Below are 24,599 nucleotides of genomic sequence, written 5' to 3'. Positions count from 1 at the left end.
TGATTTTTTATTAAAAAAACGTACTTTATGGTCTGGATACCAACCTGCAAAATCAATTAATTTATCACCCAAAAAGTTTTTTACTCTAAAACTAAAGGCATCATAATCGCCTTTTAAATATTTCTCTTTTAAAATAAAATCTTCTGCATCTGCGTCCAAAAACTCATCAGCATCCAGATTAAGAATCCATTCATTTTTACAAAAAGGTAAACCATGAGTACGCTGAGGACCATCGCCTAAAAAGGACTGTTCAATTACAATTGCTCCTTTCTCTTTAGCTATCTCAACTGTTCTATCTTTACTCAAAGAATCGACTATAATTACTTCATCACAAACCCTAAAAAGTGCATCAATACACTTTCCTATCATTTTTTCCTCATTAAAAGTAATAATCAAACCACTTATTGCCATTTTATTATTTATTTGCTATCACAAAAATATAGTTTTTTCCGCTAGATTACTCCATTTACAATCTAGCCCTCGCAAATATCTATAAATACTTTGTATTTTAGCACTCAAATTAAGTTTATTCAATATGAGAATTTTAGTTATTCAACAAAAAAGAATTGGTGATGTACTTACGAGTACGATAATATGTAATAATTTAAAAAAACAATTTCCGCTATATACAATTGATTACATGTGTTATACCAATAGTGTTGATGTATTAATTGGAAATCCAAATATTGATACCATTATCCCATTATCCCATAAAGTCAGAAAAAATTATTTTTCTCTATTTAAGTTTATCTTTGAAATTAGAGCTAAGAAATATGATGTTGTAATTGATGTTTATAATAAATTAGAAACAAATCTAATTACAATGTTTGCTGGTTCTCATATCAAAATAGCCTATCACAAATGGTACACTAAATTGTTTTATACCCATAATTTAAAACGTTTTGAAAATACTGAAACTCCAAAATATGGATTTGCCATTGACAATAGACTTTTATTATTGGAACCATTAAATTTAGACCAAAATAAAATAGATCCCTATCCCAAATTATTTGTAAGCCCAGAAGAAAATGAAAAAACAATTTTACTTTTTGAAAAGCACAAAATAAACAGTGACAAAAAAACAATAATGATTAGTTTACTGGGGAGTGAGAAAAACAAAACATACCCCTTAGAATACATGGTAAAAGTTATTGAATACGTTGCAAACCATAAAGATGTAACAATTCTTTTTAATTATTTTGAAAATCAAATAGAAGATGCTAAATCTATTTATAATTCCTGCTCACAAGAGACTCAAGAAAAAATACATTTTGATTTATTCGGCAAAGATTTAAGATCATTTATATCTATAATGAATCAATGTGATTTAATTATTGGTAATGATGGAGGTGCTATTAATATGGCAAAAGCATTAAACAAACCAGCCTTTACTATTTTTTCTCCTTTCGTAGAAAAAAAAATCTGGGCTACCTTCGAGGATGGATTGAGAAACATATCTGTACATTTAAATGATTTCAAACCTGAGCTATTTGCTAATATTAATCATAGTGAAATAAAGAAAAACCATAGCACTTTATATCAACTACTTTCTCCTGAATTATTCAAAGACAAAATTGATTTTTTCATAAACAACAATTAACAATATAACTAAGCTTTATTGCGTAATCCCCATTTGCACAACAGAAACCATCAAATTCATCAAAAACTTATCTTATCATATTAATGGACGTTTCAATTATTATAGTCAACTACCGAAGTTGGAAGCCATTACTTAACTGTCTAGAATCATTACTTTCGATAGATAAAACAAAAATAGATTTTGAAGTAATCATTGTTGATAATTTTTCGAATGACAGAGAGTTTGATTTTTTTCAAAATAAATTTAACCATTTTACTTTCATCAGAAACAATGCTAATTCTGGTTTTGCCAATGGATGCAACTTAGGAGCAAGAGAAGCTAAAGGAAATTATTTTTTATTTCTGAATCCTGACACTATAATTTCGCCCGAAACTCTTAACACACTTTATACAACTTACAATAACCATTCGGATATCGGAATATTATCTTGTCTACAGGTTGACCGAAAAAGCCGTTTTTTCTATCAAAAAAACATTTTCCCGACACTAGTTCAGATTTTTGGGATAAATAGATTTTTTTACAGAAAAATAAATAAAAAAAGAATAGATACAATTTTCAACTCCAAAGAAGAATTATTTTATCCTGACTGGGTCACTGGAGCAGTAATTTTTATAAGCAGAGAGTGGTTCAAAAAAGTAAATGGCTGGAATGAAGATTATTGGCTCTACTTTGAAGATGTAGAAATTTGCAGAAAAATAGCCCAGAAAAATGGTAAAATTGCAGTATCAAGAAATACAATTATTTTACATGAACATGGTGGCTCTTCAAGAAATGATTTTGAAACAGAGCACATCAGTAAAACTGAAGTTATCATTTCAAAACATGTATATATAAACAATAATTTTAATTCATCAACAAAAACATTAGCACATGTTCTTTTGATAGTTTTTATACTTATAGAAAAAACCTTTTTTTCGCTTTTAAGTTTATTTTTGTTTTTTAATTTGAAATTGAAAACAAATAGATACATCCTTAAAAATCTTTGTTCTTATTATATTAATGCCTTAAAAAACCAAACTTGGTTAAGTAGAAGATCTGTAAACTATCAAAAAATAAATTTATGACAAATAGCAATGCTGAAAAATTGTCTGTGTTGATCATAACATTAAATGAAGAAGAACATTTAAAAGGTTTATTATCCGATTTAGATTTTGCGGATGAAATAATAATTGTCGATTCGTTTAGTACAGATGGAACAGAATTTATTGCTAAAACTTTTCCTAAAGTAAAGTTTGTACAAAATAAATTTGAAAATTTTTCTGCACAAAGAAATTTTGCAATTTCACAAGCTAAAAATGACTGGATACTATTTCTTGATGCCGACGAAGTTTTAACCCCTGAATTAAAGAAAGAAATTATAGAAACGCTAAAAAATAACCAAACCTATGCAGCTTATTTTTTTGAAAGAGTCTTTATGTTTGAGAATATTATTTTAAAATATAGTGGTAATCAAACGGACAAAATATTCCGACTTTTCGATAAGAAATTAGCAAAATATGATGAAAAAAGATTGGTTCACGAAAAGTTAATCGTTAATGGTGAAATTGGCTTTTTAAAAAATAAACTCATTCACCATTCCTATTCGAGTTACCATGATTACAGAGAAAAGATCATTTTTTACGGCAAATTTAAAGCTCAAGAAAAATTTATAAAAAAGATAAAACCAACTGTATTACATCAATTTTTCCATCCTGGTTATAATTTTCTCTATAACTATTTCATCAGATTAGGAATCCTTGATGGTAAAAAAGGAATAATTATCTGTTATCTAAATGCTTATTCTATAGCTGTTCGATATAAAGAATTAAAAAAATTGTGGAAACAAAATCAGAATCTTACTTCCAAAACTTAAGTTTTTTCTTCAATCGTTTCTTTCTATGAAATTTTTCTTGAAAATCTGTAGTGTATTTCCAAAGAGCCTCAAATATCAGGTCCTCAGATTCTCCTGACACTTTTGCATATTCATTACTCATTACCGCTACCATTTCTTTTACTGGTGTTAATCGGCAAAGATTTTTCATTCGCAATTCAAACGACATTTCTTCATGAAAATTCATTCTATTCAAATCAACCAAAAAGAAATCATACTGACCTTCAACACTCTTTTTAATTAATGTATTTCCAGGAGAATGATCTTTGAATTCAATTCCTTTTTGATGCAAAGAATAAGAAAAACGGGTAAACTGGCGAAGAATATTTTCATGGTCTGGATAAGCTGGAATTTCGACCAATTCTCTATAGGTTAAATCACATAGTAAATGTTCACTGGCATAATAACTATCTTTCAATCCTATCCAATTATAATTCTCTAGATAAGCAATAGGTTGCGGTGTTCCAATTCCTTTTTCCAACAAAAGTGTTGCATATTCAAAAGATCGTCTTGCTTTAGATTTTCTAAAATACCTATAGGCAATTTTGTTAATCAAATTTGGAATTTTGAAAGATTTTATATTCATCGTCATACCTTCAAGTTCGAATAACTTGATGATATTTCTTTTGCCGTCACCAAAGAGTTTTCCTGAAGTTTTGAAATCCGATATAGAAAGTAAGATTTTATTTTCTTTTGATTTGGCAGAAGGAGACAATATAAATTTCATTGAAAAAAATAGTTAGAAGGACAAAAGTAAGTATTGCATTCTAGACTTCAAATATTTTATGTAATTTTGCTTAAATTTCAACCTATGATTTACCCAAGTTGTACTTTAGTTACCCCTACTTATAATTGGCCGGAAGCATTAAATTTACTACTCCTTAGCATATTAGAACAAACTGTTTTACCAAACGAAGTAATTATTGCAGACGATGGCTCAACTGAAGACACAAAACAATTAATTTCAAAATTTCAAAAAACATTTCCTGTTCCTTTAATTCATATCTGGCACGAAGACATCAAAAACAGAAAGCCAGCAATTATGAATAAAGCTATTGCTGCTTCAAAATATGATTATATTATAGAAATAGACGGCGATATTATAATGAATAAGCATTTCATAGAAGACCATTTGAATTATGCACAAAAAGGGCATTACTTATTTGGTTCCCGAGTTACTATTAAAAAAGGCTTTTTAGCAGAATTATTTTCAAAAAAGAAAACTCAATTTAACTTATTTTCCAAAGGAATTAAAAAAAGAGGACGCACTATACGAATACCGTTTTTAATGCGTTTTTCAAAAAGTATTTCAGAGCGTTCATCAAAATTAAGAGGATGCAACATGTCCTTTTGGAAAACCGATTTTATAAAAATCAACGGGTTTAATGAAAATTTAGTTGGATGGGGAATTGATGATTCTGAAATGATTCAACGAATACATAATATCGGAATACAAGGAAAAAGATTAAAAAACTGTGGAATTGCATATCATATCTACCACAAAGAACAATCGAGAAGTCAGCTTGACATTAATGATGAAATTTTAAAACAGAGTACAGAAAAGAAATTAACTTTTATCGAAAAAGGAATAAATCAATATTTATAACATGTTTGACATTGCCATAATTCTAATAAATTATAATTCTAGTAAACATACTATAAACTGTATTCAATCTATAATAGATAATACTTCCGAAAAAATAAACTACCAAATTATCATAACCGATAATTGCTCTGAAAAAGAGGACTATTTTACTCTAAAAACTTTTTGTGAAAGCATTTCATTTCCAAATCTCGAACTTCACAGAAGCAACATCAACACAGGCTTTGGCGGTGGAAATATGTTTGGAGTGCAATATACTAACGCAAAATATTATGCGTTTATAAATAACGATACTTTATTTTTAAATGATTGCCTATCAATTCTAAAAAGTGCTTTAGACGATAATAAAAATATTGGCATTGCAGGAGCCCAAGCATATAAAGAGAATGGAGATTTTATGACTTCATTGGATCATTTTGCTTCGCCTGCAAGGGAAATTATTGGTCGAAATTTTCTTGAATTTATAAATCCAAAAAAATATCCCAAACGAAAACAAAAACATTCAACTCCTATACAAGTCAACTTTGTTCCTGGCAGTTTTATGTTTTTAAGAGCAGCTGATTTTAATGAAATAGGTGGCTTTGACACAACTATTTTTCTTTATTATGAGGAAACCGATTTGTGTTTAAGATTAGCCAAAAAATCCAAATATGCCTATTTAATTCCTGACGCTAAATTTATTCATTTTCATGGTGCCAGTACCGAGAAATCTATTGCAATAAAAAAAGAATTAAAAATATCGTTATTATACATAATGAGGAAACATTATGGTTATTTTGGTCATAAAGTTGTTTTAACTTATCTAATACTAAAGTATTTTATCAGTAGTATTTTAAAACCAAAAAATTGGGCTCTTTTTCTTTTACTGATTAGCGGCGCTCCCATAAGTAAATCATTGAAAACAAAACAATCGATAATAACAGTATAATGAAAATAACCAAAAAAATAAAACATTATTTTACAAGGATTCAAAGAATACATCGGCTCGAAAAAGAGAATTCTAAAATAGTGATTAAATCTTTGGGCAGATTAAACAGAGTACCTTTATTATTTGAATCATCTCAAAATCCAAAAGTTTCAATCATAATTCCATTTAATAATCAAGAAATTTTAACTTGGAATTGTTTGATACATCTAAACAGATATTTAACAAACGATGTCCATTTTGAAATTTTATTAGTAGATGACAATAGTACAGAAAATATTGATTTTTCTTTAATAAAGGGCATTTCAATCCATAGAAACATTGAAAAATTAGGTTTTTTGAAAACCATAAATAAAGGAATTCAATTAGCCAAAGGAGAATACATTTATATTCTGAACAACGACATAGAAGTGCGGGAAAATTTTTTAAAAGAATTATTTTTTGTTTTCGAAAATTTTAAAAATGTTGGTGCTGTCGGTTCAAAACTAACCAATCCTAACGGGAGTATTCATGAAGCAGGATCAGTTTTTATAAAAGGTTCCAATTTTAGACAAATTGGTGCAAATAAAAAAGCTTATTATCCCGAAGTAAATTATATAGTAAAAGTAGATTATTGTTCAGATTGCAGCCTCTTATTTAAAAAATTAGACGACAATGGAAATTTAAATTTATTTGACGAGCAATTCTCACCTGCACTATTTGAAGAAAAAGACTTTTGCTTTAATTTAAAACACATTCAAAAAAAAGAAATATACTACACTCCTTTTTCAGAAGTAGTACATTATAATAAAACTTATAATTCTTCTAAAAATTCGGTGCTTTTTAAAACCAATTCAGAAAAGTTTAAAACAAAATGGAAAAAACAACTTCAAGAAATAAAAGCAACCTCTATTGGAAATAGGATACAAGAAAAATACAACAACAATTCAATAGTTTTCTTTAACGGAATAATTCCGGAATTTGATAAAGATTCCGGCTCCAATAGATTGAAAGAAATAATAACGAGCTACATTGAACTTAACTATCATGTATCTTTAATATGCCAGTACGTCTATAAAGAGAATAATTATATCCCTTCCTATCAGAAAATGGGAGTTAATGTTTTTTATGAGCATAAAAAATTCACCGGTTTTAAAAAGTATTTAACAGATCGAAAAATAAAAGTGTCTATCGCATGGTTTTATGGCCCTAAGCAATTTATGACATTTTATAAAACAGTAAAAAAAATAATACCAAAGGCTAAACTAGTTTATGATATGGTTGATATTCATCATTTAAGATATAAAAGAGCCATAGAACTAGAACCTTTAAGAATTTCTTTCAGAAATAAGTATTTGAAATACAAAAAAATCGAATTTAAGGCCTCTGAATTGGCCGATTTCGTAATCACCATTTCAAAATCTGAAGAAGAATATATGGGATTAATTTGTGCAAAAAATAAAATAATTACGATATCCAATATCCATTATCCGAAAATAAGTATTGATGAAACGTTGACTTTTGAGGAGAGGAAAGAAATTCTGTTTATTGGTTCTGCACATACTCCAAATGTTGATGCCCTATATTATTTATATAATGACATAATGCCATTGGTTTGGAATAAAATTCCTGACTTAAAAGTGAATATTATTGGAACCGTAAATGATACCATAAAGGATATTGAAGACCCAAACTTAGTCTTCTGGGGTTATGTCGAAAATATTGATAATTTCTTTATTTCCAATAAATTTATGATAGCGCCACTTAGATATGGAGCTGGCGTAAAAGGTAAAATTGGGCAAGCTTTTGAATATTATTTGCCTGTTATCACCTCTTCAATTGGGGCAGAAGGAATGCATTTAATACAAAACGAAAATGCTTTGATTGAAGATACCAGAGAGGGATTTGCAGAGGCTATAATTGGCTTATACACCAATAAAGAATTATGGAAAAAACTACAGGATAACTCCGAAGCGAGTTTACACCCTTTTTCATGTGAAATGTTAAAAGAAACTCTTCTAAGAATAAGTTCCATTAACTAAGTTAGTATATCATCCTATCCTCTATTTAAAAATAACATCAATTTTGTCATAACAAGTTTGTTTATCATTATTATTGATGAAATATTCTTTTCCGCAATTCGATATTTCAGAGTATTTTTCTTTGTCGTTAATTAATAATTCAATATTTCTTGCAAATTCATGAGATATATTAGTCACCAAACATCCATTATTCACTTTGCTGTTCATACCGTCCACTCCCCTAAGATTACAAACAACCGGTAATCCGAATGACAAAGCTTCAATAACTTTAATTTTCAAACCTGTACCTGAGAACATTGGACAAATAGCCACTTTTGAATCTGAATAATAATCATCCAGATTATCAACAAAAGATAATTTAGTGACATTCTCAAAATCCTGAATATAATTGCAGACTTTGCCAATTACAAGAATATTAATTTCTTTATTTAGCAATGGATAAACTTCATTAAAGAACCAATTGGCTCCAGTAATATTATGCGAATTACTACTCGCAACGTAAATCAGATCATACTTTTTATTGCCAGTCGTTTTACTGAATTTATTCTCAATTATATGCGAAAGCGTAATCACTTCTTTTTTTACGAATTGCGAAAAGAGATAGTTTTCTTCAGCAGAAATAACAAATATTTTATCAAAATTATTAATCAATTCAATCTCCTTTTGAAAATATTTACCAAGATTAAAACCTCTTAAATTTTGAAATTGTGACGTTAAGAAATCATGAGTATCAATACAAAGTTTTGCATTTTTAATATATGGATTATCAATTACCAATCGTGCCCAATATGCATATGAAATAATGATATAATCATATTCATTTGATTTCAAAATACTATTGAAGTGAGATTGATGTTGAAATCGTATTCTACTGAAATGCTTTATTCTACCAAAAATTTTATTAGGAAGAGAATAACAAAAAAAATATTTTATTTTATTCTTCTTTAATTTGAATTCTTTTAAGAGATAACCTTTAGTAATTAAATTACCCGATTCAAGTTCCTCAATGGAATCATTGGAAAAAACACCTGACTCAACACCCACTAAATCTACATCAATTGAACGACTTTTAAAATAGTGCAACAGCGCATTCGCCCTTGAATTATTTCCTTGATTTAGCAGTAAAGGATTTTCGGGATAAAAATAGAGTATTCTCATAAAAAATGTTTTTCACAAAAGTAAATTTATTAATTGATTTAAAGAATCGAAAAAAGTATCTACCCAATATATAAGCCTAATTTGCACAAACAATACTAATACATTTACATTCAGATATTTAAAATTAATCATTCTCATTATTATTAATTGCAATCTCCTTTGTTTTAAGTATTCTCTAATAATGCATCTATTGTGTATATTTGTTCGTTACAAAAGCATCACTATTTATAACATTTATCAAGAGTTACAAAATGTTTTATTACAATGAAGAAAGAGAACTTTACTATTTATTCTAAAAAACATAGTTTCCTTACTAATGCACAATAATTGGTTAAATCAGGTTTTATAATTAAATCAAAAAATGAAAATATCTGTTGCCCTCTGCACTTTTAATGGAGATAAGTTTCTTCACAAACAAATTGACTCCATACTTCAGCAAACATTGAATGTAGATGAAATAATTGTTTGTGATGACTGCTCTACAGATCACACTTTAAAAATATTAGAAGAGTATAAAAAAAATAATCCTGAAATTTTTCGAATTTATCAAAATGAGGTCAACCTAAAAAGCAATAAAAATTTCGAAAAGGCAATTACTCTTTGTAGTGGTGATTATATTTTTTTATCAGATCAGGATGATGTTTGGAGAAATGACAAAATTGAAAAAACACTAGCCATTTTTAATCAAAATTCTCATATTGAAGGTGTTTTTTCTGATGCAACATTAATAGATGATAAGGGAAATCTTGTCTTTAAAAACATCTCAATATGGGATTCTTTTTTATTTTATGAGTCAAAAATGAACAAACCCATTGATCTATTTGATTTCCTGGTAGCTAATGGCAATTTTTTGACCGGTGCCACATTATGCATCAAAAAAGAAGTAAAAGATTTTTGTTTTCCATTCAAAACCTCTAATAAATTCTTACATGATGAATGGTTTGCTCTAATTTTAGCCAAAAGAAGAACACTATATTACACAACGGACAGACTGCTTTTTTATCGCTTACATAATTCACAGCAATTAGGAATTGGAGATTCAAAAAAAATTATTAATCCCATTAAAAAGTCAATAAGGGAGCAAAATCTTATTCTGAAGCTAAGAAAAGTAAAATCATTTAGTGATTATAAATTTATGACTAATCGATACTATGCGCAATATGAAAGATTTAAAGACCTAATAGAGCAAAATCCAGACACGCCAATTCTCAATCATTTAATAGATATCGTTATCAAATTATATATTGATTTCGATTTTGAAATGAAAAAAAAACACCCTATACGTCATTTTTTCAGAAAAAGAAAAAATGAAAAGAAAGGCAGAATGCAAATTGACCGCGAATATCAATCAGCAAGACAAAAAGATTAATTCAATTCCAAATCAACAAATATAATAATGGACACAAAAGCCAGAATAATAGCATTCTACTTACCACAATATCATCCAATTCCTGAAAATGATAGTTGGTGGGGCAACGGTTTTACAGAATGGACCAATGTAGGCAAAGCAAAAGCATTATTTAAAAAACATTATCAGCCTCGAGTTCCGGCAGATTTGGGCTATTATGATTTGCGTGTACCTGAAGCCCGTAAAGCACAAGCAGATATGGCGCGTGAACACGGTGTTGAAGGGTTTTGCTATTGGCATTACTGGTTTGGCAACGGAAAAAGATTAATAGAAAGACCTTTTAACGAAGTAATTGCTTCAGGTGAACCCGATTTCCCCTTTTGCTTAGCCTGGGCAAATGAAACATGGAAAGGTTTTAACCATGGCCTGAAAAATAGAAATATTTTGATTGAACAATTGTATCCTGGAATCGAAGATTACACGGCACACTTTTATGAAGTATTGTCCGCTTTTAAAGACAAAAGATATATTACAATAGAGAACAAGCCAGTGTTCATGATTTATAAGCCATTAGCAAATTCAGAAATCCCTGTGTTCATAAAAACTTGGCGTAAACTGGCAACAGAAAACGGACTAAAAGGTATTTATTTCATTGGACACAATATGGATTTTACGATTAGTGATCAAATACTGTTAGAAACAGGGATAGACGCAATAAATACAGTTCGATTAAACGACTTTTTGGCAGAAAAAAATTCCTTTTCCAGAAAATTCTATAAAAGGTATAATAAAATTTTTAGAAATAATGTAAAGGCGTATCCTTATGAAATTGCTTCGCAAAAATTTATTTCCACAGAAATAGATAAAAAAGAGAATGTTTACCCAAGCATAATTCCTGGTTGGGATCATAGTCCACGAAGTGGGCATGAAGGGATAATCCTGACCGACACCACTCCTGAATTATTTGAAAAACATGTTAGAGATGCTGTAGAAATTGTTAAAAATAAAAGTGATGAACATAAAGTCATTTTTATTAAATCTTGGAACGAATGGGCAGAAGGAAATTACATGGAACCCGATTTACGCTGGGGCACTAAGTTTCTTGAAGCTTTAAAAAGACAGATTGTAAAATAATTGTCTTTGTTATCTGCTTAAACGCAATAATTATTAGTTAACTCAAGAAATTCAAACTATCAAAAATTCCTAAAGAAAATAAAATAGCTTATATTAAAAAAAACAAATCGAAAAACATTGAATTTTAATCTACATTTGTACGTATTTTATCCACTATAATTAATATCGTTTTTAAATGAAAATAACAATAATAAGCTATGATAATTGGGGGCTTAACGAGCATCTTAAAAACACATTAGTTCAAAAAGGACATACAGTACATTATATTAATTTTTTTGATTTTAAACACAAGTATTCCAATTTCCAATCTAAACTGTATAATTTCATTTTAAAAAATTTATTCAACAAAAACATTAAAAACGTTTATTATGGTAATGAAATACTTAAAAAGTTAGCAGAAAATAACGAAATTCAAGATGTAATCCTAACCATAAAAGGAGATTTCATTGACACTAAATCCATTTTGGAATTTAAAAAATTCACCAAAAAATCAATAGCTTTTTTTAATGACAGCATCACTCGATGTCCCAAAATAAAACAGGTTATTCCTGCTTTTGATGAAGTATATTCTTTCGAAAAAAAAGATTGCAAAAAATATAATTTAAATTTTATAACTAATTGGATTTATCCAATACAAGTTGGTAATACAAAAAAGGAACAATTCGAAGTTTATAACATCAGTTCCAAAGACAAACGGTCAGTCCTTCTATCAAAAATTGCACGAATTTTAAAAGGAAATAAAATCAATTATAAAATCATCATTTTTGATAAAAAAAACAGAAATCACGACCCAAATCTGGAATACACACAAAAACAAATTCCACTAGCCCAAGTCAATGAGAATTTACATAATGCCCAAATTTTATTGGACATCAATAGAATAGGACAAAATGGACTTACTTTTAGAGTATTTGAAAGCATTGGTTTAGAAAAAAAACTAATTACCACGAATGCAGACATTAAAAATTATGATTTCTACAACCCTAATAACATCTTGATTATAGATGAAAAAAGACCTAATCTTACTTTGGATTTTTTCAAGACTGAATATGAAAAGATCTCAGAAATGGTATTCAAAAAATATACTTTAGAGGAATGGATTAACCAAGTTTTTCATTAATTTCTCAAATTATATCAAAATGCAATAAATAAAACCTACAATAATAAAGTATATTTGCGTTTTATAATCCTTTTTAAAATGTTCCGTTAAGGGTATTATTTCTCCAAAAAATAAATTCATGAAAATATATTTCTCATTAGTAGTTACCATTCTGACGTTCTCATCTTTAAAAGCACAAAACATATCTGTAGGATCTATCGATATGATAGAACAAAGAAGCAGAAATGAACAATTATTAGGCAATGCAAATCCACTTATTTCCTACACTTTACGCCCCCTAGCCTTAGATCTAATTGATACAACTCAAACAAATTCTAAGGAAAAAGTAAACATAAAAGTACTTCCGATAACACTGATCCAACAATACAATACATTTGCTCCTTATGGTTGGAATGACGGTTCAATGATTCCTGCCAAAGGTTATCAATCACTACTAAGCGCTGGTTTGTTTGCTGAATGTGGAATTTTGAGTATACAATTGAAACCCGAAAATGTCTATGCAGTAAATCCAGATTTTGACATTTTTCCTTTAAGTGAAACCAATGCAGTACGTTTAATAAATATCAATAATTTAAACCATACTGATTTACCTTTACCTTTTGGAGATGAGCCCTACAGCAAATTAAACTGGGGACAAAGTAATATTAAGCTAAATATTAAGAAATTTTCTATTGGCTTATCTACCGAAAACTTATGGTGGGGACCAGGAACTAGAAATTCGTTGATCATGAGTAATAACGCCGCTGGTTTTTTACATTTCACATTGAACACAAGACAACCTGTAGAAACATTTATTGGAAGTTTTGAAGGACAAATCATAAGCGGTAAATTAGAGGGATCAGGAGTAAGAAGTCCAAAATCACAATTTATAATTGATGGTGTGGATTACGAAATACCAAAAAGTGATGATTGGCGCTATATTAACGGTCTTTCGATAAACTACCACCCTAAATGGGTACCTGGTCTATTTCTAGGTTTGAATCGTACCATACAAGTTTATCGTGACGATATGGGCAGCAGTTTCAAAGATTATATGCCAATTTTTGATCCTTTCCAGAAAAAAAATCTGAGCGACGAAGATGCAAAAAATAGGGATCAATTGGCTTCACTGTTTTTTAGATGGGTAATGAAGGAATCAAAATTTGAATTTTATGGTGAAAGTGGCTGGAATGACCATTCTTCAACCATTTGGGATTTTTTCGATTCTCCCGAACATTCCAGAGCCTATCTTTTTGGATTCAACAAATTGTTCATGCTCAACAAAACCGAGAATAAATATTTAAAAGTAAATTTTGAAACCACCCATTTAGAACAAAGTGCCGATCGTATTGTAAGACCAGGCGGTACTTGGTATAGACATTATCAAATTCTTCACGGATACACAAATAAAGGGGAAGTTCTTGGAGCCGGTATCGGTCCAGGAAGTAATTTACAGACTTTAGATTTTAGTGTTTGGGAAAAAGATCAAGTTTGGGGAATACAGCTAGAACGCTATGCCCATAATATGGATTTTTATTACGATGCTTATACATTCTATGATCACAAATGGGTTGATTTGGCACTAAATACCTATGCCTATAAAAAATACGGCGATTTGGGTATTCAGGCAAAGCTTAATTTTGCACAAATGAGAAACTTTCAGTATCAATTGGAAGACAATAAATTTAATATGCAATTCCAACTGTCATTACAGTATCAGTTATAAAAACATAAAATTTATCACTGCCAAACTATTGATTTTCATTTAATATATTTGACATTTGTCTTTTTACACTTTTGATTATTTCATTAAAAGAAAAATACTATGAAACTATCTGTTGCCATGTGTACTTATATTGGAGAAAAATATATCAAAGAACAACTTGAAAGTATATTAAACCAAACTTTGGCTATTGATGAAATAATCATTTGTGATGATGGATCCAATGATAAAACGATAGCAATCCTGGAACAATTTCAGGTCGAATATCCCAATAAAATATTACTATATAAAAACCAAGTTAACCTAGGAAGCACCAAAAATTTTGAAAAAGCCATTTCCATTTGCACCGGTGATTTTATTTTCCTGAGTGATCAGGATGATATTTGGAAAGTAAATAAAGTGGAAAAAGTCATTCAACATTTCTTAGCTCATCCATCAACTGAAGCCGTTTTCACCAATGGCGATTTAATGGATGACAAAAACGAAAAAACAAAAACAAATACACTTTGGGATTCGGTCTTCTTTATCGAATCACAATTAGAAAAACCGATTAATTTGTTCAAATTGATTAGTTCCAAAAGAAATATGGTTACCGGCGCAACGCTTTGTATCAAAAAAGAAACGAAAGATTTTATTTTGCCTTTTCCGGACATCAAAAAATATTATCATGATGAATGGATAGCTATCATCATTGCTTCTAGGAAAAAATTAGACTATTTAGCGGATGAACTTATTTCTTATAGAATCCATTCGGGTCAACAAATTGGAGGAAAAAATAGCGTTCAAAATATTATAACCCAAAAACATTTAAATCTTAGCAATTATGTTTTAGGCAATGAAGTCCCTAAATCATGCCAAGATTTCAATCAATTATCCAAGACGTATTTTCGCCATTATTTAAAATTCAAAAAAGTTTCCGATAACACGAAAGATAAAAGTCCCATAAATTTTAAAGAAATAGCAGAAACCAATTTAGAATTATTTAAAAAATGTGACGAAACCCTAAAAAAAGCCAATCCCCTTTTCTATTTTTTTAGAAATTTAACTGACAAAATAAGAGGAAAAAGACAATTAAATTAAAACAAAATGGACATCAATCAAGAAGTACACAACGCATTTGAAGTCATAAAAGAAGGCGGAATCATCCTTTACCCTACCGACACTGTTTGGGGAATTGGTTGTGATGCGACCAATCCGGAAGCCATTGCCAAAATATACAAACTCAAACAAAGAGCAGAAACCCAAAGTATGATTTGCCTGATGAATGGCGAAAAAATGATCTACAATGTTTTCAAAGAAGTTCCAGAAGTAGCCTGGCAAATTATGGATTTATCCGAAAATCCAACAACATTAGTCCTTGACAAGCCTCGAAATGTGGCTCCAAACATTATCGCACCCGATAATACTTTGGGCATTCGCATCGTCAAAGAGCCTTTTTGTTTCAAACTGATGGAACGCATGAAAAAACCATTAGTCTCTACTTCGGCTAATATTTCCGGTCAACCTACTCCAAAAAGTTTCAAAGAAATCAGTCCCGAAATTATAAAAGGCGTGGACTATGTTGTAAATTTGCACCACGATAAAATTGCTGGAAAACCTTCTACAATCATTAAATTAACTAATGATTCGCAAGTAAAAGTGATTCGTAAATAATTTTTTGTTTCAAGCTTCAGATTTTAAAACAATTCTAAAACCTAAAGCTTGGAACTTTAAACTTTTAAAATGAACTATAAAGAAGCCTTAAATAATAAAATATTCGAAGTCATTTCGAAAGCATCCCAAGAACTTAATGTTGAAAGTTTTGTAATTGGTGGTTTTGTACGTGACTTACTTTTAAATAGAGATTTCAAGAAAGACATTGATATTGTTGCTATTGGGAGCGGTATCGAATTGGCCTTAAAAGTGTCTGATTTACTGCCTAAAAAACCAAAAGTTCAAGTTTTCAAGACTTATGGAACTGCCATGTTACGTTTTGAAGAGACTGAAATCGAATTTGTAGGCGCTAGAAAAGAATCCTATAATCTTGACAGCAGAAATCCTATCGTAGAAAATGGAACATTGGAAGACGACCAAAACAGACGCGATTTCACCATTAATGCTTTGGCATTGTCATTAAACGCTAACAATTTTGGTGCTCTATCAGATCCATTTAATGGTATTTCCGACTTGGAAAACAAAATCATAAAGACACCCCTCGATCCGGACATTACATTTTCTGATGATCCGTTGCGTATGCTTAGGGGAATTCGGTTTGCAACTCAATTGGGCTTTGAAATAGATCAAAATTCATTGGACTCCATTACCAAAAATGCCGAGCGAATCAAAATCATTTCCGGAGAACGAATTGTCGAAGAATTAAATAAAATCCTTTCCACAGACAAACCTTCCATCGGATTTTTGTTATTATTCAAAACAGGCCTTTTAGATATTATCCTTCCTGAACTGACAGCTTTAAACCAAGTAGAAGAAATAGAAGGGCACACCCACAAAAATAACTTTTACCATACCCTTGAAGTGGTCGATAACATTTGTCCCAATACCGATGACGTTTGGCTACGTTGGTCGGCTTTACTTCACGATATAGGGAAAGCACCAACAAAGCGCTTCAACAAAAAACAAGGCTGGACTTTTCATGGACACGAATTTCTTGGCGGAAAAATGGCGAAAAAAATATTTGAACGCCTACATATGCCTTTGAACCACAAAATGAAGTTTGTTCAAAAAATGGTCATTATGAGTTCTCGTCCAATAGTTTTGGCACAAGATATTGTAACCGATTCGGCAGTACGACGTTTGGTTTTTGATGCTGGTGAAGATGTTGAAAATTTAATGACACTTTGCGAAGCTGATATCACAACCAAAAACCCTAATAAATTCAGGAAATACCATAGCAATTTTGAAATTGTCCGCAAAAAAATTGTGGAAGTCGAAGAACGCGACCACGTTCGCAATTTCCAACCACCCATTTCTGGTGAGGAAATTATGGAAATTTTCGACTTAAAACCTTCCCGCGAAATCGGAATGCTAAAAGAAGCAATCAAAGAAGCCATCCTTGAAGGTGAAATTGCCAATGATTATGATGCCGCTTATGGTTTTATGATGAAAAAAGCAGAGAAATTAGGGTTGAAGAAAGCGGAAAAATAATTGAGAAAGATTAACATAATTAAAATGAAAAATAACAAATCCGTAATTATCTGGCTTCTTTCGGGTTGCTTTTTAGTGTTTGTAATGGTTGTAGTGGGCGGCATCACCCGATTGACAAATTCTGGTTTATCAATGACCGATTGGCATTTGGTTACCGACACACTTCCCCCTCTTACCGAAGCCAAATGGCAAGAAGCTTTTGACCGATACAAGCAGTTTCCAGAATACCAAAAAATCAATATCCATAACGATTTCACACTATCCGATTATAAATTCATCTATTTCTGGGAATGGTTTCACCGTTTTATCGGAAGAATAATTGGTCTTGTATTCATCGTTCCGTTCTTTTATTTCCTAATCAAGAAAAAAATTGACAAAGCTACTTTAAACAAATGCTTTGTTTTGCTTGGAATGGGAGCATTGCAAGGATTTTTCGGTTGGTTTATGGTAAAAAGCGGTCTGGTTGACAATCCGGACGTAAGCCATTTTCGTCTTTCCTTGCACCTTACTTTTGCCTTCATCACTTTTGCCTACACACTTTGGGTGGCGTTGGACTTAATATATCCAGACAAAAAAGCACCAATTCTTCCCTTGAAAAAAATAGCCCGAATCACATTGGTTCTTTTGCTTTTGCAAATCATCTACGGAGGTTTTGTAGCTGGCTTAAATGCAGGACTAGTCCACAACCATTGGCCGATGATGGGCGATGGGCAATTCATTCACGACAGTGTCTTTATAGAGCAAAAAACACTATTCCTGAACCTTGTTGAAGGAAAAAGCGGTGTGCAATTTGTCCATAGAACACTAGCATACTTTGTGGTGGGATTCATTTTATTTCTGTATTTCAAAGGTAAAAAGTACAACCTCAACACTCAACAACAAAACGGATTAAATGCTTTGGTAATAATTGTCTTCTTGCAATTTATTTTAGGAGTTTACACTTTACTGTGCAACGTCCCACTTTGGCTGGGCCTATCCCACCAAGTCAATGCATTCTTTTTGTTGACCGCAATGACTTACACCTTGCATCGACTAAGCAAATAAATTAGGAGCGAAACAATAGGCTTTATTAGGAAATATGGATTCCTGCTGTCCGCTATATTCCACCCCGTAGAAAAAACGGGATGGGATACCGCTTCCATCAGGGCTAAAAAGCCAGCATAATCTATTTTTGGAAACACAGTCCAACGAGCATCAGAGCAACTTAAGTCTAGCATCCTCTTTTTTAATGCATAAAATAGCCTTACTTTTGTAGTCCGACTATATTGTCACATCTCGCAGTTTCATCCATTAAAATGTCTAAACTTGCTCCTCAATATCAATTTCTCGACTTATCCGATTACGGAAGACCCCTTGCACGAATATTTGCAAACCGATTAAAAAGTACTCGTTTTACTCCCATACACGTAACTCTTCTTTTTGGAATTTCGGGCTTGATTGCCGTCTATTGTATCTTGCAAAATCATCTCTTTACAGCCTCTTTTTTTATCATTTTAAAATCGATAATTGATGCCGTTGACGGTGAACTTGCACGCATAAAAAAAACACCATCTTATACTGGAAGATATCTTGATAGCGTGTTTGACATTATCCTAAATTTTATGATTTTGATGACCATTTGCTATGTCTCAAAAACTACTTTTTGGATGACCTTTTTGGCATTTATCGGAATACAATTGCAAGGCACTTTATACAATTATTACTATGTGATTTTGAGAAACAAATCAGTTGGAGGAGATGCAACAAGTCAAATTTTTGAAGACGAATCTCCTCGAGCATTACCAGGTGAAAGTCAAAAATCTGTCGATATTTTATTTAAAATTTACACTCTCGTTTATGGCGCTTTTGACAAGATTATTCACGCTTTGGACAAAGAGGCCTACAAGGTAAAATCATTTCCAAATTGGTTCATGACCATACTTTCAATTTATGGATTGGGATTTCAATTATTGATAATTGCTATTTTACTTTCTTTAAATAGGATAGAATACATCGCCCCGTTCTTTATCATTTACTCTTTACTAATTTTTGTGCTAATAGCGGTAAGAAAAGCATTTATACGGCCTTAAAACCACGATAAATAAAATCTATACACAATTACCAACTTACATAAATTCAGTATTTTAAAACAAACTACATAAACAAATAATTTAAATTTATTTTTAACTAATCCAATTTTTAAAATCAGACACCTTTTCTCGACTTACAATCACCTCATCTTCCTTGTAAGTAGGCAAAATAATCTTCAATCTGGAGTTGCTATACACTACAATTTCCTTTATTGCCTTTAGCGGAATAATGAATTTTCTACTGATTCTATAAAAATCAGCCGTGTCTAATTCCTGCTCCAAAACTTCCAAAGTGCAATCCATTAAGTAATTTCTGTTATCGATAGTGTGAATATAAGTTCCCTTATTTTCACTAAAAAAACATTCAATTTCATCAGTGGAAATAACCTTGAGGTGCTGCCCTATTTTCACTGTAAATCTTTTTTTGAATGTTTTCTCAAAAGGGTTCGAAAGCATTTTTCGGATCTGTTCAAAATCCAATTGCATGGATTCATTTCCATTTGTTTTTGAAATTTTAAAACGGTCTTTAAATTTCAAAACAGCCACTTCCAAATCATCTTCGTCGATGGGTTTCAAAAGATAATCGATACTGTTCAATTTGAATGCACGCAATGCATATTCATCATAAGCAGTTGTAAAAATAACGGCACTTTTTATGTCTGTTTTTTCGAAGATTTCAAATGACAAACCATCCGATAATTGGATGTCCAAAAAAATCAAATCGGGATGCTCATTTTCGGAAAACCAGCTTAAGGCTTCTTCAACAGAATGAAGCATCACTTCTACCCGAACATCTATTTTTTCGAGTTTGCGTTGCAACAATCTTGCCGCCGGTTTTTCATCTTCTATTATTATTGTGGTCATTTTTTTAGGTTAGAGGTTAGAGATTGTGGTTTTCAGATTGCAAATTTTAAAATCCCACTGATTACTGTTTTCTGGCAACTGAATACTGCTAACTGACAATTCACTCCCACTTTTGATTTTTGTCTTTATCCATAAACTCTTTGATTTTTCTTTCTTCCCAGTCGGCACCAAAAAATAGATCTCTACCAAAAACAGACATTCCATGAGCCACTAAACCGATGCCCCAAAACAAAGCTGTTGAGAATGTTTCCCATCTAAAAAAAACTTCACTTCCCAATACGCTCCTATTAAAACTAGAAACAATTATAAAAGCGTTTACCAAAACATAAACCAGTAAATGAATATAAAACCCTTTGATTCTTTTTACTCTTTTATAAGCCAATTCATATCTTGTGTCTGGATTGAAATTTTCATCCTGAAAATTTTCAAATAACTGTTTTCTATATCTTCCCATTTTTTTTTGTTTTATATTATTCCCAAGTTTTTTTAGTTTGCTCTTCTTTTTCCATATATTCTTTAATTTTCCGTTCCTCCCATTCTTTATTAAAAAACGGTGAATAATTAAAAACTTTTAATCCGTGAAAAAGCACACCAATTCCCCATCCCAATAAAGGCCAAAAGAACCATAAATACTGCGGTGATGTCACTAAATTTAATACTAATAAAAAACAATTTACCACAATATAGGAAATCAAGTTTCCATAAAAACCTTTAATTTCCTCAACCCTTTTTTTTGCTTTATAATAGCGTTCTTCTTCTGTATATTGATTTTCCATGACTTTTAAAAATTTAGATTTTAAATTTTAGATTCCTACTGAATACTACTTCCAACTCTGCTTGTTATCTTCTTTGGCTAATATTTCCTTAATTTTTCTTTCTTCCCAATCGGTTCCATATCCAAATACCTTGAAAGCATGCATCATTAACCCAAATCCCCAACCCGCTGCTGAGAACCAAAACCAATGAAATTGAGGCATATAGGTAAGATTAATAAATATTAAAACTGGGATTACACAGCAATAGGAAATCAAGTTACCATAAAATCCCTTGAGCTGTTCTACTCTCTTTTTTGCTCTGTAGTAAGCACCATTTTCGTTGTAACTTGAAGTTGTTTCCATAACACTAATTTGTTTGGTCAAAATAGGAATCTTAACCGTAAATGTTTTTTCATTTTGTTCGATCAATACCTTTCTGTTGGTAATAATTCCGTAGCGATCCACAATGTTTTGCAATCCAACTCCTTGACGACTCTGTATTACTTCTTTCTTTTGAAAATCATTTTGGATAGCTAAATAATCCCCATCAATAAATATCCTAATATGCAACGGTTTTTGTTCGCTAACCACATTGTGTTTTACTGTGTTCTCCAGTAACAGCTGTAACGAAAGCGGAACCACTTTGGCATCTGGATTTATAACAGTTTCCGGCAATTCATAAAACAAACTGTTCTCGAAACGCATTTTTAAAAGATTCATGTACGTTTTTGCAAAAGACAATTCTTCTGCAACCGAAACCAGTTCTTTGTCTTTTTGTTCCAATACATAACGGTAAATTTTGGACAAAGAGGTCGTAAAACGTTGCGCATTCTCAGGATTTTCTTCTATCAATGAACTCAATACATTCAAACTATTAAAAAGAAAATGTGGATCGATTTGGTTTTTTAAGGTTTCAAACTTTGCATTGGCTGTTCCGGCTATAATTCTTTGTTGCGTTACTTCGGTCTTGGAAGCTTGTTTCCATTTTACCATAAAACTCCTGGCTTGCATAAAAACAGAAACTCCCAATGACAAAATAATGTAAAATAGATGAACCCAAACCATCCTCTCATTAAAAAACTGATCTATGGGCATTTTTTGCAAAATCACAAAAATGATATAATCTATACCCAAAACAACCGGAATCGTGTACAAAACAGTAACCAAAATTCCGTAATAAACCCTCAAATTAGTTTGCTCGAGCCAATCCCATTTTCTGTCTAGCAAATGATTTAAAAAACCATTTCCAAAACCCAAACCAAAAGAATACAAACAACTCAAAGAGAACGTTATTAAGACATTTTTTATGCTAAAATCACTTCCTAACAAAGCTGAAAAAATAACAGTGAAAACCATAGAAATTTTGAAACAAACGATTGTCCCACTCTTTAAATCAGAAAATGTATCTCTATAATCTTTCATTATATTCAGCTTAAATTAATTTAATTATTTACAGTTTTTCTGAGCTTCCAATGCTCTATCCAATCCCCATTTTGGAGAAAAAGGTGTTTCCGGTTTAAAAGTAGCAAAAAGTCCAATAGATTTATCAACTTCTTGACATAAAGGTTTAGTGTCTACTCCAGTCCATTTGGCTCCTTGAATTTGAAAATCGGCTTTACCAAACACAGCTCTTGGATTCTCTGGTGATAATGCTTCGGCTTTGGCATACATTTCCATTGTTTTACCGGAATATTTCATACTGTTTACCATAGGATCAACAACTATCCAAGCAGTGTAAATCATGGCCTGCATTACATACAACTCTGAATTATTTTGGTCTTTTATCATTTCAGCGTCTAAGGCATTCTGTGCTTTTGTAAGCATCGCATTGATTTGGGTTTTGTCCTGAGTTCCAAAAGAAGTGGTAGTATTTACCAAGGCCACATAATAATTAGGCAACCAACTTGATTTATCCGCAGCTGCTATACGTTCAAACATATCCGAAGCTTCGGTGTTTTTTCCTTCTCTCCAAAGCTGAAATGCTTTTCCCATTCCTTGTTCAAATTGTCCTTGAGCCGAACTTATTACAGCTACAAATAATGCGATAGTAGTGATAATCTTTTTCATTATGATTAGTTTTAAATAGTTACTTTTTAGTTATTGAATTTGATGTCTACTTTTGAATCTTTATTAATATTGAATTTAGCATCTTCATAGGCAGGGGGTCCCATAAATCCTTTAGCATTGTTTGAACAAGCAAAATCTTCGGAAGGGATTCCCATTATATTTTTATCCAATTTTCCGTTATTGTTTTCATCTTGATAGGTAGAAATACCATATTCTCCTTTTGGAATACCAACAAAAGTAACGATGGCACTGTTGTTTTTAATTTCGGAAGTAATGCTTTTGTAAGTTGATTTCAGAAACGTTCCATCCGAATTGTACAAACCTACTTTAAGAACTCCTGTATCGCTTTTTAAACCCGAAACAGAAACGGTAAGATTTACATTTTGAGCTGACATTAAGCTACAAATAAAAAATGCGAGGGTAGTGATGATTTTTAACATGGTGTTTGATTTTTAGTTGTGATTAAATTGTGATTGAAACTCCTAATTTTTATTGATTTAATTCTTGAACAAATTTATATTGACAATACCTCTTTTAAAATTTAATGATACCGAACTGTCAATTTTGATGGATGAATTGTTTCTTTTGAGATTCTAAGTTTTTTTCTTAGTAACTCAGCGACTTAGCTGCTTTATAAATTCTTCAACTGATTGTCGTTTTTATTTTTACTGATGGTCCAAAAGAAACCAATAAAGAAGAATCGATCCGCTGCCGGTTTGATGGCACTTCTCCTGTATTCCCCGTTCGTATCAGGTTGAATTGCATAATTATATCCATATACATTATTGGCTCCTAAAATATTGGAAACAGAGAAATACAAAATCTTTTGGGTTGTTAGTAAATACGCCCAGTTAAAACTCAAATCATTGTATGATTTTGTCTTGCCGTTCATGAACTTGGTTTCATTCGGATTGTTATACGGTCTTCCTGTACTGAATGAATTAGTAAACCCTATTTGAGATTTCCAGTCCGTTATCCAATATTTGGTCACTATCGACAAACTGTTGTTAGGAACAAAATTGGGAGTGACCTGGGTCGGATAATTTTTATACAAACGCTCGGTGTCGATATACGAATAGGAAACCCAATATTCTAGATTCTTGATGGTTTTCCCGTCTCTCCAAAACAAATCCAAACCTTTGGCATATCCTGTTCCGTCATTGGTAAATATCGAATTGTATGCAACTGTAGGGCTGTCAAATCGAGTCAGATTACTGTA

The 24,599-nt window shown here is 31.2% G+C and carries 24 protein-coding genes and 1 pseudogene; 15 read left to right on the top strand and 10 right to left on the bottom strand.

Going from position 1 to position 24,599, the window contains the following annotated elements; translation table 11 throughout:
* On the bottom strand, positions 1-411 hold a 411-nt coding region (locus VFS71_RS04955), incomplete at its 3' end, for a glycosyltransferase family 2 protein (RefSeq protein ID WP_326399733.1).
* 124 nt (positions 412-535) lie between these two features.
* On the opposite strand from VFS71_RS04955, the gene VFS71_RS04950 reads away from it, so the two are divergent.
* From VFS71_RS04950 to VFS71_RS04940, 3 genes are all read left to right on the top strand, one after another.
* Positions 536-1,600: a glycosyltransferase family 9 protein gene (locus tag VFS71_RS04950; protein ID WP_326399732.1), complete on the top strand. Its 1,065-nt coding sequence runs from the start codon at positions 536-538 to the stop codon at positions 1,598-1,600.
* Between the two features lie 83 nt (positions 1,601-1,683).
* Entirely contained in the window at positions 1,684-2,664 is a 981-nt protein-coding gene (locus VFS71_RS04945) for a glycosyltransferase family 2 protein (RefSeq protein WP_326399731.1), read from the top strand.
* A complete protein-coding gene (locus VFS71_RS04940; protein WP_326399730.1) occupies positions 2,661-3,452 on the top strand; it encodes a glycosyltransferase family 2 protein in 792 nt (263 codons plus the stop codon). Before VFS71_RS04945 ends, VFS71_RS04940 begins: the two co-directional genes overlap by 4 nt.
* Here the strand turns inward: VFS71_RS04940 and VFS71_RS04935 are convergent.
* Positions 3,436-4,197: a Kdo domain containing protein gene (locus tag VFS71_RS04935; RefSeq protein WP_326399728.1), complete on the bottom strand. Its 762-nt coding sequence runs from the start codon at positions 4,195-4,197 to the stop codon at positions 3,436-3,438. The genes VFS71_RS04940 and VFS71_RS04935 overlap by 17 nt on opposite strands.
* Positions 4,198-4,281: 84 nt before the next feature.
* On the opposite strand from VFS71_RS04935, the gene VFS71_RS04930 reads away from it, so the two are divergent.
* The 3 genes from VFS71_RS04930 to VFS71_RS04920 are packed head-to-tail and all read left to right on the top strand — an operon-like array spanning position 4,282 to position 8,019.
* On the top strand, positions 4,282-5,076 hold the full coding sequence (locus VFS71_RS04930; RefSeq protein ID WP_326399727.1) for a glycosyltransferase family 2 protein: 795 nt from the start codon (positions 4,282-4,284) through the stop codon (positions 5,074-5,076).
* Between the two features lies 1 nt (position 5,077).
* A complete protein-coding gene (locus tag VFS71_RS04925) occupies positions 5,078-6,001 on the top strand; it encodes a glycosyltransferase family 2 protein (RefSeq protein WP_326399726.1) in 924 nt (307 codons plus the stop codon).
* Positions 6,001-8,019 (top strand): glycosyltransferase, encoded by a 2,019-nt coding sequence (locus tag VFS71_RS04920; RefSeq protein ID WP_326399725.1) that lies wholly within the window; start codon positions 6,001-6,003, stop codon positions 8,017-8,019. Before VFS71_RS04925 ends, VFS71_RS04920 begins: the two co-directional genes overlap by 1 nt.
* Positions 8,020-8,040: 21 nt before the next feature.
* Here the strand turns inward: VFS71_RS04920 and VFS71_RS04915 are convergent, their stop codons facing one another.
* Positions 8,041-9,177, bottom strand: a complete 1,137-nt coding sequence (locus VFS71_RS04915) for a glycosyltransferase (RefSeq protein WP_326399724.1) — start codon at positions 9,175-9,177, stop codon at positions 8,041-8,043.
* 361 nt (positions 9,178-9,538) lie between these two features.
* Between VFS71_RS04915 and VFS71_RS04910 the strand changes: the two genes are divergently transcribed.
* From VFS71_RS04910 to VFS71_RS04870, 9 genes are all read left to right on the top strand, one after another.
* Positions 9,539-10,546, top strand: coding sequence for a glycosyltransferase family 2 protein (locus VFS71_RS04910; RefSeq protein ID WP_326399723.1), 1,008 nt, complete (start codon positions 9,539-9,541; stop codon positions 10,544-10,546).
* Between the two features lie 27 nt (positions 10,547-10,573).
* On the top strand, positions 10,574-11,659 hold the full coding sequence (locus tag VFS71_RS04905) for a glycoside hydrolase family 99-like domain-containing protein (RefSeq protein WP_326399721.1): 1,086 nt from the start codon (positions 10,574-10,576) through the stop codon (positions 11,657-11,659).
* A 175-nt stretch (positions 11,660-11,834) separates the two neighbouring features.
* The gene (locus VFS71_RS04900; protein ID WP_326399720.1) at positions 11,835-12,779 is read left to right on the top strand and encodes a hypothetical protein; all 945 of its coding nucleotides are present in this window, start codon (positions 11,835-11,837) and stop codon (positions 12,777-12,779) included.
* A gap of 118 nt (positions 12,780-12,897) precedes the next feature.
* Positions 12,898-14,484, top strand: a complete 1,587-nt coding sequence (locus VFS71_RS04895) for a capsule assembly Wzi family protein (RefSeq protein WP_326399719.1) — start codon at positions 12,898-12,900, stop codon at positions 14,482-14,484.
* A 99-nt stretch (positions 14,485-14,583) separates the two neighbouring features.
* Complete coding sequence (locus tag VFS71_RS04890; protein ID WP_326399718.1) at positions 14,584-15,561, top strand: glycosyltransferase family 2 protein; 978 nt, start codon at positions 14,584-14,586, stop codon at positions 15,559-15,561.
* Between the two features lie 6 nt (positions 15,562-15,567).
* Entirely contained in the window at positions 15,568-16,134 is a 567-nt protein-coding gene (locus tag VFS71_RS04885; protein ID WP_326399717.1) for an L-threonylcarbamoyladenylate synthase, read from the top strand.
* A 69-nt stretch (positions 16,135-16,203) separates the two neighbouring features.
* Positions 16,204-17,625, top strand: coding sequence for a CCA tRNA nucleotidyltransferase (locus VFS71_RS04880; RefSeq protein WP_326399716.1), 1,422 nt, complete (start codon positions 16,204-16,206; stop codon positions 17,623-17,625).
* A 24-nt stretch (positions 17,626-17,649) separates the two neighbouring features.
* Positions 17,650-18,669: a COX15/CtaA family protein gene (locus tag VFS71_RS04875; protein WP_326399715.1), complete on the top strand. Its 1,020-nt coding sequence runs from the start codon at positions 17,650-17,652 to the stop codon at positions 18,667-18,669.
* Positions 18,670-18,920: 251 nt separating this feature from the next.
* Entirely contained in the window at positions 18,921-19,694 is a 774-nt protein-coding gene (locus tag VFS71_RS04870; protein ID WP_326399714.1) for a CDP-alcohol phosphatidyltransferase family protein, read from the top strand.
* A gap of 93 nt (positions 19,695-19,787) precedes the next feature.
* Here VFS71_RS04870 and VFS71_RS04865 read toward each other — a convergent pair whose 3' ends face one another.
* The 7 genes and pseudogenes from VFS71_RS04865 to VFS71_RS04835 form a co-directional block, all read right to left on the bottom strand.
* A complete protein-coding gene (locus VFS71_RS04865; protein ID WP_326399713.1) occupies positions 19,788-20,558 on the bottom strand; it encodes a LytTR family DNA-binding domain-containing protein in 771 nt (256 codons plus the stop codon).
* 100 nt (positions 20,559-20,658) lie between these two features.
* Positions 20,659-21,012 (bottom strand): 2TM domain-containing protein, encoded by a 354-nt coding sequence (locus tag VFS71_RS04860; protein WP_326399711.1) that lies wholly within the window; start codon positions 21,010-21,012, stop codon positions 20,659-20,661.
* Between the two features lie 16 nt (positions 21,013-21,028).
* The gene (locus VFS71_RS04855; protein ID WP_326399709.1) at positions 21,029-21,334 is read right to left on the bottom strand and encodes a 2TM domain-containing protein; all 306 of its coding nucleotides are present in this window, start codon (positions 21,332-21,334) and stop codon (positions 21,029-21,031) included.
* Between the two features lie 45 nt (positions 21,335-21,379).
* Positions 21,380-22,735: a 2TM domain-containing protein gene (locus VFS71_RS04850; protein ID WP_326399708.1), complete on the bottom strand. Its 1,356-nt coding sequence runs from the start codon at positions 22,733-22,735 to the stop codon at positions 21,380-21,382.
* Positions 22,736-22,759: 24 nt separating this feature from the next.
* Complete coding sequence (locus VFS71_RS04845; RefSeq protein ID WP_326399707.1) at positions 22,760-23,380, bottom strand: hypothetical protein; 621 nt, start codon at positions 23,378-23,380, stop codon at positions 22,760-22,762.
* Between the two features lie 26 nt (positions 23,381-23,406).
* Entirely contained in the window at positions 23,407-23,820 is a 414-nt protein-coding gene (locus VFS71_RS04840; RefSeq protein WP_326399706.1) for a DUF2141 domain-containing protein, read from the bottom strand.
* Positions 23,821-24,011: 191 nt separating this feature from the next.
* Positions 24,012-24,599, bottom strand: a pseudogene (locus VFS71_RS04835) (TonB-dependent receptor); the annotation flags it as partial.

The organism is Flavobacterium sp. (genome assembly GCF_035760125.1).
Classification (GTDB): Bacteria; Bacteroidota; Bacteroidia; order Flavobacteriales; family Flavobacteriaceae; genus Flavobacterium.
Note: the sequence above shows the minus strand (reverse complement) of the source record. Positions and strands in the feature narration are given on the sequence as shown.

Coding starts and splice junctions, on each gene's coding strand:
- VFS71_RS04950 (WP_326399732.1), top strand. CDS start 536: ATGAGAATTTTAGTTATTCAACAAAAAAGAATTGGTGATGTACTTACG.
- VFS71_RS04945 (WP_326399731.1), top strand. CDS start 1,684: ATGGACGTTTCAATTATTATAGTCAACTACCGAAGTTGGAAGCCATTA.
- VFS71_RS04940 (WP_326399730.1), top strand. CDS start 2,661: ATGACAAATAGCAATGCTGAAAAATTGTCTGTGTTGATCATAACATTA.
- VFS71_RS04935 (WP_326399728.1), bottom strand. CDS start 4,197: ATGAAATTTATATTGTCTCCTTCTGCCAAATCAAAAGAAAATAAAATC.
- VFS71_RS04930 (WP_326399727.1), top strand. CDS start 4,282: ATGATTTACCCAAGTTGTACTTTAGTTACCCCTACTTATAATTGGCCG.
- VFS71_RS04925 (WP_326399726.1), top strand. CDS start 5,078: ATGTTTGACATTGCCATAATTCTAATAAATTATAATTCTAGTAAACAT.
- VFS71_RS04920 (WP_326399725.1), top strand. CDS start 6,001: ATGAAAATAACCAAAAAAATAAAACATTATTTTACAAGGATTCAAAGA.
- VFS71_RS04915 (WP_326399724.1), bottom strand. CDS start 9,177: ATGAGAATACTCTATTTTTATCCCGAAAATCCTTTACTGCTAAATCAA.
- VFS71_RS04910 (WP_326399723.1), top strand. CDS start 9,539: ATGAAAATATCTGTTGCCCTCTGCACTTTTAATGGAGATAAGTTTCTT.
- VFS71_RS04905 (WP_326399721.1), top strand. CDS start 10,574: ATGGACACAAAAGCCAGAATAATAGCATTCTACTTACCACAATATCAT.
- VFS71_RS04900 (WP_326399720.1), top strand. CDS start 11,835: ATGAAAATAACAATAATAAGCTATGATAATTGGGGGCTTAACGAGCAT.
- VFS71_RS04895 (WP_326399719.1), top strand. CDS start 12,898: ATGAAAATATATTTCTCATTAGTAGTTACCATTCTGACGTTCTCATCT.
- VFS71_RS04890 (WP_326399718.1), top strand. CDS start 14,584: ATGAAACTATCTGTTGCCATGTGTACTTATATTGGAGAAAAATATATC.
- VFS71_RS04885 (WP_326399717.1), top strand. CDS start 15,568: ATGGACATCAATCAAGAAGTACACAACGCATTTGAAGTCATAAAAGAA.
- VFS71_RS04880 (WP_326399716.1), top strand. CDS start 16,204: ATGAACTATAAAGAAGCCTTAAATAATAAAATATTCGAAGTCATTTCG.
- VFS71_RS04875 (WP_326399715.1), top strand. CDS start 17,650: ATGAAAAATAACAAATCCGTAATTATCTGGCTTCTTTCGGGTTGCTTT.
- VFS71_RS04870 (WP_326399714.1), top strand. CDS start 18,921: ATGTCTAAACTTGCTCCTCAATATCAATTTCTCGACTTATCCGATTAC.
- VFS71_RS04865 (WP_326399713.1), bottom strand. CDS start 20,558: ATGACCACAATAATAATAGAAGATGAAAAACCGGCGGCAAGATTGTTG.
- VFS71_RS04860 (WP_326399711.1), bottom strand. CDS start 21,012: ATGGGAAGATATAGAAAACAGTTATTTGAAAATTTTCAGGATGAAAAT.
- VFS71_RS04855 (WP_326399709.1), bottom strand. CDS start 21,334: ATGGAAAATCAATATACAGAAGAAGAACGCTATTATAAAGCAAAAAAA.
- VFS71_RS04850 (WP_326399708.1), bottom strand. CDS start 22,735: ATGAAAGATTATAGAGATACATTTTCTGATTTAAAGAGTGGGACAATC.
- VFS71_RS04845 (WP_326399707.1), bottom strand. CDS start 23,380: ATGAAAAAGATTATCACTACTATCGCATTATTTGTAGCTGTAATAAGT.
- VFS71_RS04840 (WP_326399706.1), bottom strand. CDS start 23,820: ATGTTAAAAATCATCACTACCCTCGCATTTTTTATTTGTAGCTTAATG.